Origin of the sequence: Companilactobacillus futsaii JCM 17355 (assembly GCF_001435505.1) — a bacterium.
Lineage (GTDB): Bacteria > Bacillota > Bacilli > Lactobacillales > Lactobacillaceae > Companilactobacillus > Companilactobacillus futsaii.
Genome location: NZ_AZDO01000089.1, coordinates 1 through 3,009, shown reverse-complemented (window position 1 = coordinate 3,009; position 3,009 = coordinate 1). Strand labels below are relative to the sequence as shown.

Here is a 3,009-nt window from a genome sequence, read left to right as displayed (position 1 = left end):
TGGATGTATTTCCATATTTTGTCAAGATTAAGTTATAAAGGGCGCACGGTGGATGCCTAGGCACTAGGAGCCGATGAAGGACGTAACTAACGACGATACGCCTCGGGGAGCTGTAAGTAAGCTTTGATCCGGGGATCTCCGAATGGGGGAACCCAAATATCGTAATGGATATTTACTTGTTTGTGAATACATAGCAATCAAGAGGAACACGCAATGAACTGAAACATCTAAGTAGTTGCAGGAAGAGAAAGAAAATTCGATTCCCTGAGTAGCGGCGAGCGAAACGGGAATAGCCCAAACTATGAAGCTTGCTTCATAGGGTTGTAGGACTGATGTTGTGAGAACAAAAGGTGATGATAGTTGAACAAGTTGGAAAGCTTGGCCAAAGAGAGTGAAAGCCTCGTAAACGAAATCTGACCCACTCCATTCAGTATCCTGAGTACGGCGGAACACGAGAAACTCCGTCGGAATCCGGGAGGACCATCTCCCAAGGCTAAATACTCCCTAGTGACCGATAGTGAACCAGTACCGTGAGGGAAAGGTGAAAAGTACCCCGGAAGGGGAGTGAAATAGATCCTGAAACCGTGTGCCTACAAGTAGTCAGAGTCCGTTTATGGATGATGGCGTGCCTTTTGTAGAATGAACCGGCGAGTTACGTTAACATGCAAGGTTAAGATGAAAAGTCGGAGCCGTAGCGAAAGCGAGTCTGAATAGGGCGACTAAGTATGTTGATGTAGACCCGAAACCAAGTGACCTACCCATGACCAGGTTGAAGATGCGGTAAAACGCATTGGAGGACCGAACCCGTGTATGTTGAAAAATGCTGGGATGAGTTGTGGGTAGCGGTGAAATTCCAAACGAACTTGGAGATAGCTGGTTCTCTCCGAAATAGCTTTAGGGTTAGCCTCGGGGATTAGGATCGTGGAGGTAGAGCACTGTTTGGACTAGGGGCCCGTCTTGGGTTACTGAATTCAGATAAACTCCGAATACCATTGATCTATACCCGGGAGTCAGACGATGAGTGATAAGATCCACCGTCGAAAGGGAAACAGCCCAGATCACCAGTTAAGGTCCCAAAATTCATGCTAAGTGGAAAAGGATGTGGAAACGCATAGACAACTAGGATGTTGGCTTAGAAGCAGCCATTCATTCAAAGAGTGCGTAATAGCTCACTAGTCGAGTGATTCTGCGCCGAAAATGTACCGGGGCTAAGCATGATACCGAAACTGTGGATGTGTCGTATGACACGTGGTAGGAGAGCGTTGTAATCGCATTGAAGCTGTACCGTGAGGAGCAGTGGAGTGATTAGAAGTGAGAATGCCGGTATGAGTAACGAAAGACCAGTGAGAATCTGGTCGGCCGCAAGACTAAGGTTTCCTGGGGAAGGCTCGTCCTCCCAGGGTTAGTCGGGGCCTAAGATGAGACCGAGAGGTGTAATCGATGGATAACAGGTTGATATTCCTGTACTAGTTTATTTTGTTTGAACGATGGAAGGACGCAGGAGGATGATGTGTGCGCGCTGATGGATATGCGCGTCCAAGCAGTAAGTCTTGATATGAGTCAAATGCTTATATCTTTAAGGACAAGCTGTGATGGGGAGTGAAATTTTAGTAACGAAGCACAATAACTCACACTGCCAAGAAAAGTTTCTAGTTAGAAATAAACTACCCGTACCGCAAACCGACACAGGTAGTCGAGGAGAGTATCCTAAGGTCAGCGAGTGAACTCTCGTTAAGGAACTCGGCAAAATGACCCCGTAACTTCGGGAGAAGGGGTGCTGGTGTAACAGCCAGCCGCAGTGAATAGGCCCAAACAACTGTTTATCAAAAACACAGGTCTATGCTAAATCGTAAGATGACGTATATGGGCTGACGCCTGCCCGGTGCTGGAAGGTTAAGAGGATCAGTTAGCTTTTGCGAAGCTGAGAATTGAAGCCCCAGTAAACGGCGGCCGTAACTATAACGGTCCTAAGGTAGCGAAATTCCTTGTCGGGTAAGTTCCGACCCGCACGAAAGGCGTAATGATTTGGGCACTGTCTCAACGAGAGACTCGGTGAAATTATAATACCCGTGAAGATGCGGGTTACCCGCGACAGGACGGAAAGACCCCATGGAGCTTTACTGTAGCTTGATATTGAGTTTTTGTGTGACATGTACAGGATAGGTAGGAGCCGTTGATTTCGGAACGCTAGTTTCGAAGGAGGCGTTGGTGGGATACTACCCTTGTTATATGAAAGCTCTAACCTACATCGCTCAGCGCGATGAGGGACAGTGTCTGGTGGGCAGTTTGACTGGGGCGGTCGCCTCCTAAAATGTAACGGAGGCGCTCAAAGGTTCGCTCAGAATGGTTGGAAATCATTCGCAGAGTGTAAACGTAAAAGCGAGCTTGACTGCGAGACTGACAAGTCGAGCAGGGACGAAAGTCGGAGTTAGTGATCCGGTGGTACCATATGGAAGGGCCATCGCTCAACGGATAAAAGCTACCCTGGGGATAACAGGCTTATCTCCCCCAAGAGTTCACATCGACGGGGAGGTTTGGCACCTCGATGTCGGCTCATCGCATCCTGGGGCTGTAGTCGGTCCCAAGGGTTGGGCTGTTCGCCCATTAAAGCGGTACGCGAGCTGGGTTCAGAACGTCGTGAGACAGTTCGGTCCCTATCCGTCGCGGGCGTAGGAAATTTGAGAGGAGCTGTCCTTAGTACGAGAGGACCGGGATGGACATACCTCTGGTGTACCAGTTGTGCCGCCAGGCGCATCGCTGGGTAGCTACGTATGGACGGGATAAACGCTGAAAGCATCTAAGTGTGAAGCCCCCCTCGAGATGAGATTTCCCATTCCTTTATGGAAGTAAGATCCGTTAAAGAATATGACGTAGATAGGCTGCGGGTGGAAGTGTAGCGATACATGGAGCTGAGCAGTACTAATAGATCGAGGACTTAATCGAGTAAGAGTTTACAGCAGTTTGAAGTGTTACATCATTAATCTTAATATCTAGTTTTGAAGGTACGAG

1 rRNA gene is annotated in these 3,009 nt (G+C 48.4%); it reads left to right on the top strand.

Going from position 1 to position 3,009, the window contains the following annotated elements:
• Positions 1–25 precede the first annotated feature (25 nt).
• Positions 26–2,943 (top strand): 23S ribosomal RNA (locus FC88_RS07245).
• The last annotated feature ends 66 nt before the right edge of the window (positions 2,944–3,009 follow it).